This is a genomic window from Psittacicella gerlachiana (assembly GCF_003585965.1).
GTDB lineage: Bacteria > Pseudomonadota > Gammaproteobacteria > Enterobacterales > Psittacicellaceae > Psittacicella > Psittacicella gerlachiana.
In genome coordinates, this window is the sequence record NZ_NRJF01000108.1 from 1 (window position 1) to 6817 (window position 6817).

Here is a 6817-nt window from a genome sequence, read left to right on the forward strand (position 1 = left end):
TCACACTTTCAAAAAGAATAATAAAATCTTCATTAATTAACCTATATACGCATTTTATAAATGGATATATTTTTGATAAGTTATTGTTTTTTAATAAATCTATAATTTTAACTTCTGTGATTCTTATTAATTTATTTTTATTTTTTCTTTGTATTCAGGTATAATACAACTATATTTCTAATCTCGAGTGGAGATCAGAATATTCCATTTTTTCTTTGGCGAGAAAAAATGGCTCTCGTTGGCGCGAGAGTACTTTACAGTTATTAATTCCCAGAGGCAAGAGGTATTAATAATTTTTTGAGACAAATCTGTTTCATAAGTTCTTGTTGGCGCAAGGTCTTTTGAAATTTAATGGCGTTTTTAAATCCTAGTATTCCTACTTATTTTTTATTAAATAATTCAATTTTTGTATTTTCTTGTATTTTTTTAGGTTCTTGTACGAACTTCTTTTGGCTTGCTCAAAAATTCTAGATACATAGTAAGAGTTAGATTAAGCAGAGTTAGATTAAACATTAACGCTTAAGTATAAAAATTAAAGTAAGCATAAAGTAATTTCCCCTCGGATGTACAAAACTTAATTTCATCATAGAAAATTCCAAAGATTTTCAATAAAAATAAAAGTTTGGCAAACTAAGATTTATATTGAATTTGATATTTATATTATGAGAAATTATACTCTTAAATTTTGGCAAGTGTTTGTAGTTGGCGTTATTGGCATTTTATTAGCAAGCTGTACCAGTGGCACAGCAAAACTTACTGCTAATAATTTATTATCCGAACAAAATTATGCAGTAATCCATGATTACTCAAGTGACAGCTATTATGCTGTTAGCTCTCCAGATTTATACAGTTATGTGGAAATGCGTGTTAGCGAAGAAGAACAAGTAAAAATGCAAAATATCGCTGCCGGCAAATACACTAACAAAGAACTAGAAGATATCATTCTAGGCGATGACTTCTACTTAATTCGTAATGCAGCTGTTTTACAATTAGCAGCAAACTACTACAATGCAGGTGAAGCGGATAAAGCAAAAGAAACATTAGGATATTTTAATTATGCGATCTTGATTCGTTCGCAAAAAGGTTTCTTTGCTTCATTAAACAATCCGTTACCTATTTTTAAATAAAATTTACTTAGCATAGAGAGGTGGAGACACCTCTCTAGCTCGTTCTATAAAACCTACTCTCTATAATTAACCTAAACAAGCAAGTCTTATCATTAAATCCCCAATCCTAAATAAACTTTCTGCTATCTCTTTCCCCCTATCCTTGCAATCTCCATTCTTCCCTTTCAATTTTCAAACTTCTTAAACTTGTTCTTCATTTTTCCTATGTTTTATGACTTAGAGCTTCCTAACCTTGATAGAATTAAAAAATTAATCTCAAATTTTTCTTTAAAGTTGCTAATTTTTATCGCTAATCTAAACAAAAAACAAGGATTTTTTTTACCTTGTAGGGAAGTAAAATTTGCTATAATGTAGGAGATTGTATCTTTACTCTTTTTAACAAGATCAAGTACTAATTTCAGAATAAATTAATTATCTAAGTTGTATTTTTACTCCTATGAATCAAACAATAAAGATTGCTTCGAAGCTTGGCGTAATTGCTACTTTAAGTATGGCTCTAGCCTCTTGTATGCTTCCTCAAGTAAATATTGGCGGTGGTTCTTCAACGTCTGCTAGCCAAACTATTGCTAACTATAGCTCACTGAGCGAGAGTGAAAAAGAGTTTGTAGCTCAACTCCTAAAAACTCAATCTATTTCTACTCAAACCCTAATTAATTACTATAATACAAATAGTAATCCCTACGTTCGTAATGAAATTATTCTTAAATTAGTAAATAATTTAATTAATGAGAATAAACTTGATGCAGCTAAATATTACCTGCAAAACTTTACTACTTCAAGTGATACTCGTCAAAACTCAACCTATAATATTGTCGCTACAAGATTAGGACAATTAACTAATGATCAAGATCTAATTAACAACACCACGAATGTAGACTTTAGTCAAATCAGTTTGAATCAAAAACTTTCGGCAGCTAAAGTAGAAGTAGTAAAACAATTTGCAAATAGTCAATATAACCAAGGTCTAGATATAGTTAACGAAGTTTTTCCAAGTTTATCTGATGCAGATAAACAAGCTTTAGTTGACTTTACTTTAAGTCAATTAACTAATCTTTCTGTAGTTTCATTAAGCAATTTAGCAAATGGAGCTTCAACTATTAACTCAGCTTGGTATACTCTTGCTTCTCTTGCAGTAGAGAACGAAAATGATGCTCGAGCTTTAGCTCAAGGCTTTGACACTTGGAGTAGCACCTATGCTCAATCACAAAATCCTGCTGTGAGCTTAACTCCATCATTATTTAAGCAAAGCCAATCAGCAGCTTCAAGTAACTATAAAAATGTGACCGTACTTTTACCTCTGACTTCAAACACTGTAGGTGAACTTGCAAGTGCGATTCAACAAGGGATTAATACCGCAAACCAAGAAAATAAATCTCCAGTAAGAATTTCTTACGTAGATACTAATACAACTTCAGCAGTACAAGCTGTACGAGATGCCGATGGTAAAGCTGATATTATTATTGGTCCTTTATTACGTGATAATGTAGTTGCGGTAAACCAGTTAACTTTAACTACTCCTGAAATTATGCTCACCTCTATAGGTTCATATAATGTCGGAGCTTGCTACTACAGCATGGGAATTGAAGATCAAGTAAGAACCATTGCTAATGTGATGAAACAAATGAACTTAAACAATCCAGTAATCTTTTCAGATGGTTCTTCATCTTCTTTAAGAGCAATTAGTGAGTTTAGTCGTGTATGGTTAGAGATTAGTCAACAAAATGTTAATGTAATTAATTTTAGTGATGACAATCTAGATGCTAATGTTAAAAACCTTCTTGGAAGAACTCCTGCTCCTGATGCAGTTCTCTTCTTAGGCAATGCAGAGCAACTGGTAACCTTTAACTCTTCATTAAACTTTAATAATCCTGAGAATAAAGTTAAAACTTTTGCTACTTATCGTTCAAATGACGAAACTTTAACTCCTGCTAAACTTGCTGATTTACGTAATGTTTATTTCACCGAATCAGCGGTAATTGCAGAACCAAAAAGTACGCTTGCAAATAAAGCAAACTCTTCATTAAAAATTAATAACTATAATGCAAAACGCTTATTTGCTTTTGGTTATGATGCCTTTAAATTAGCTCAAAATTATACAGCTCTCCGTACGGTAAACAATTACACAGTTTCTGGAGCAACCGGAAAAATTATTATTCAACCGGGTCGTAATTGTATAGTTTCAAGTTACTACAATGTTTATAACGTTGTTGATGGTGCTTTTATTAAAATCAACTAATTACTCTTGAGGACGTAAAGATGTTAAAAAAACTAGCTTTAATTTCTTTAGTTGCGGTAACTCTTACGGCTTGTAGCTCTTCGAGTACTAACTCAACTAATACCTCTACAAGTCAAGTGACAACCAACCAAAATACTGCGAATATCTCTGATTATGCTCTTGAACAGAACATTAATCAAAATATTGAAAATACTTATCCAAGTACCCGTTTTCCGCATCGTGTAACTGCGGTAGTTTGGGAAGGGATTACTTTGTTAATTGGACAAGCTCAAAATCAAGAATTAGCTGATAATATCTATCGCATCGCAACGCAAGTTTATGGGGTAGGTAAAATTATGAACCAAATCGAAGTGAACAGTCAGTTCAACCCTACCGTAAGTGGCAATGTTTCTGATAGCACGATTACAGCGATTGTCAAATCTCGTTTAGCTTTAACTCGTGGTGTTCCTTCAACCCGTATTAAAGTAATTACTCAAAATAGTATCGTGTATCTTTTATCTAAAGCTACTTTAGAACAAACCGAAACCGCAGCTCGTGTCGCAGCTGCTGAAAGTGGCGTAAAATCAGTACGAATCGTAACTTTAAACTAATTTCGACAAAAATTAGCTAAGTGCAAACTTAGCTAATTTTCTAATTTTTAAATATGAAAATTGTAAGTTTTAATATAAATAGTGTAAGAGCTCACATGGAACAACTTTTGGCAGTTCATAGCCAATTGCAACCAGATATTATTGGATTACAAGAAATTAAAGTTCACTCCAATGATTATCCTGAAGAAGTGTTAGCTCAAGACTATCACATTTTCCATTTTGGACAAAAAACCCATTATGGCGTTGCCATCTATAGTAAATATGAACCTGAAAATGTTTACTATGGCTTTCCTCATGATGATGAACAAGCACAACGTCGCCTCATTACCATCGATATTAATCATCCACAATTTGGTAAAGTTAGAGTAATTAATGGTTATTTCCCACAAGGCGATAATATTGGCAATGAAATTAAATTTCCAGCAAAACGCAAGTTCTATGCAGATTTAATGGAGTATATAAAACAAACACCAACAGGATATAAACTAATTATTATGGGAGACTATAATATTAGTCCTCAGGATATAGATATTGGTATTGGTGCTGTAAATGCTCGACGTTGGCTCAGAACTGGAAAATGTTCTTTCCAACCTGAAGAAAGAGAATGGATGGATCAACTCTACTCTTTAGGTTTAGTTGATACTTTTAGAATCGTAAATCCTGATCTTGATGATAAGTTTTCATGGTTTGATTATCGTTCTAAAGGGATTGAAGAAAACCGTGGCTTACGTATAGACCTTATTATGTGTTCACAAGATCTATCAGCTCATGTCGCAAGTTCGGATATAGATTTAAATATCCGTCGTATGGAAAAACCATCAGATCACGCTCCGGTTTATACTGTTTTTAAATAGTTTTTTGCAGCCCTAGCTATGACTAAAGTTTTATCTTTAGTCATTACTAGGTCAACAATACTTTAATTATTTCTTAATCATTTTTTATACTAAATATGGCAAAATTTATTCTTCGTGAATACCTTGAAAACATTATTACAGATAGTTTAAATGTTTTTATTCGTACCCAAGATCCTCAAGGTAAATTAACTCCAGATACTGTTTATCCAGCAATTATTAAACCAACCAAATCTGCACAATTTGGTGACTATCAAGTAAATGGCATTCTTCCTTTAGCAAAAACTTTAGGCACTAATCCACGTGAGCTTGCTCAAACTTTTGCTGATTACTTTGCCAAAGAACATAGCAAAGAATTTGCTAAAGTTGAAGTAGCTGGTCCAGGCTTTGTGAATTTATTCTTAAATGATCTTTGGTTAGCTGAGTTAACGCCAAATTTAGCTCAATTACAAAAGAATCTGCAAACAGATAAAGCTCAAAATATTATTGTAGATTATTCAGCACCAAATATTGCAAAAGAAATGCACGTAGGACACCTACGTACTACTATTATTGGAGATTCTTTAGTAAGAGTTCTTGAGTTCTTTGGTCATAAGGTAACAAAAGTAAATCACATTGGAGACTGGGGAACCCAGTTTGGAATGCTCATGGCTTATATGGAAGAGGTAGAAAAAGATCCTGAAGCTCATCAAGTAAGCATTGAAGATCTTGACGGTTTCTACCGTGCAGCTAAAGCTCGCTTTGATGCTGATGAACAATTCCAAACCTATGCTCGTAGTCTAGTGGTAAAACTCCAAGGTGGAGATCCTCATTATTTAGCTAAGTGGAAACAACTAGTAGATATTACGATGACGCAAAATAATCGTACTTATCGTCGCCTTGATGTTCTCCTTACCGATGATGATATTATGGGTGAATCTATGTATAACCCTATGTTACCTCAGGTAGTAAAAGAAACTTTAGAAAAAGGCGTAGCAACTTTAGATCAAGGGGCTGTAGTTGCACATTTAAGTGAATTTAAAAATAAAGACGGTGAAGATCTAGGTGTAATTTTACGTAAATCTGATGGAGGTTACCTCTACGCTACTACTGATTTAGCAGCGATGAAATATCGAGTGCAAGAACTAAAAGCTGACCAAATTATCTATTGTACTGATATGCGTCAGGCTAATCACTTTGCTCAAATTGAAATTATTGCACGTAAGATGGGATATTTACCTGACACTACTAAGGTAACCCATGCTGGTTTTGGGATGATGTTAGGTAATGATGGTAAGCCATTTAAATCTCGTTCTGGTGATGTAGTACGCTTAAATGATCTTCTTGATGAGGCGGTAGAGCGTACTGAGAAGCTTTTAGCAGAACGCAATAGTGAAATTGTCGGCGAAGAAAAAACCAAACTTGTAGAAGCTCTCGCTTATGGTTCAATTAAGTACTCAGATCTCAGTAAAAACCGTGCTACAGATTATGTATTTGATTGGGATCGTATGATCTCTTTTGAGGGGAATACGGCACCTTATATGCAATATTCATATGCTCGTATTCAATCTATTTTACGTCGCTTCTCTTTACCTGAAACTAATGCGGTAATGATTACCAATGAATATGAACGTAATCTAGTATTAAAACTTCAAGAATTTGCAGATGTGCTTGATAAAGTTAGTGTCCAATTAACTCCTCATTTAATTTGTACTTACCTCTTTGAACTATCAGGAATCTTTAATAGTTTCTATGAAAATGTTAATATCCAAAAGACCGAAGAGCAAGATTTACAAGCTTCACGTATTAACCTAATTAACTATACGGCAAACATCTTACGTGTAGGTTTAGATTTATTAGGCATAAAAGTTGTAGATCGCATGTAATCTTAAAATAAAAGTAGATTTAATTTCTTACAATTTTAAACTTTATTTTTTTACTCAAGACAAGGTGGTTAACTCCTCCTTGTCTTTTTTCTTTACTCTTAACCATTTCACTCCCTCATTACAAGAAAAAGCATGATCTATATCATCT

Annotated in this window: 5 protein-coding genes; all 5 read left to right on the forward strand. The window is 33.2% G+C overall.

Translation table 11 applies throughout. The features are described 5' to 3' along the window. The first annotated feature begins 662 nt into the window (after nt 1–662). Entirely contained in the window at nt 663–1127 is a 465-nt protein-coding gene (locus CKF59_RS04180) for a hypothetical protein (protein WP_119534720.1), read from the forward strand. 436 nt (nt 1128–1563) lie between these two features. After that, nucleotides 1564–3363 (forward strand): penicillin-binding protein activator, encoded by a 1800-nt coding sequence (locus CKF59_RS04185; RefSeq protein WP_119534721.1) that lies wholly within the window; start codon nt 1564–1566, stop codon nt 3361–3363. A 20-nt stretch (nt 3364–3383) separates the two neighbouring features. After that, nucleotides 3384–3953 carry a BON domain-containing protein gene (locus CKF59_RS04190; RefSeq protein ID WP_119534722.1) on the forward strand — a complete coding sequence of 190 codons (570 nt, stop codon included), beginning with the start codon at nt 3384–3386 and terminating at the stop codon, nt 3951–3953. 53 nt (nt 3954–4006) lie between these two features. After that, entirely contained in the window at nt 4007–4807 is an 801-nt protein-coding gene (gene xthA, locus CKF59_RS04195; protein WP_119534723.1) for an exodeoxyribonuclease III, read from the forward strand. 95 nt (nt 4808–4902) lie between these two features. Next, nucleotides 4903–6669, forward strand: a complete 1767-nt coding sequence (gene argS / locus CKF59_RS04200; RefSeq protein ID WP_119534724.1) for an arginine--tRNA ligase — start codon at nt 4903–4905, stop codon at nt 6667–6669. Nucleotides 6670–6817 lie beyond the last annotated feature (148 nt).

Coding starts and splice junctions, on each gene's coding strand:
- CKF59_RS04180 (WP_119534720.1), top strand. CDS start 663: ATGAGAAATTATACTCTTAAATTTTGGCAAGTGTTTGTAGTTGGCGTT.
- CKF59_RS04185 (WP_119534721.1), top strand. CDS start 1,564: ATGAATCAAACAATAAAGATTGCTTCGAAGCTTGGCGTAATTGCTACT.
- CKF59_RS04190 (WP_119534722.1), top strand. CDS start 3,384: ATGTTAAAAAAACTAGCTTTAATTTCTTTAGTTGCGGTAACTCTTACG.
- xthA (WP_119534723.1), top strand. CDS start 4,007: ATGAAAATTGTAAGTTTTAATATAAATAGTGTAAGAGCTCACATGGAA.
- argS (WP_119534724.1), top strand. CDS start 4,903: ATGGCAAAATTTATTCTTCGTGAATACCTTGAAAACATTATTACAGAT.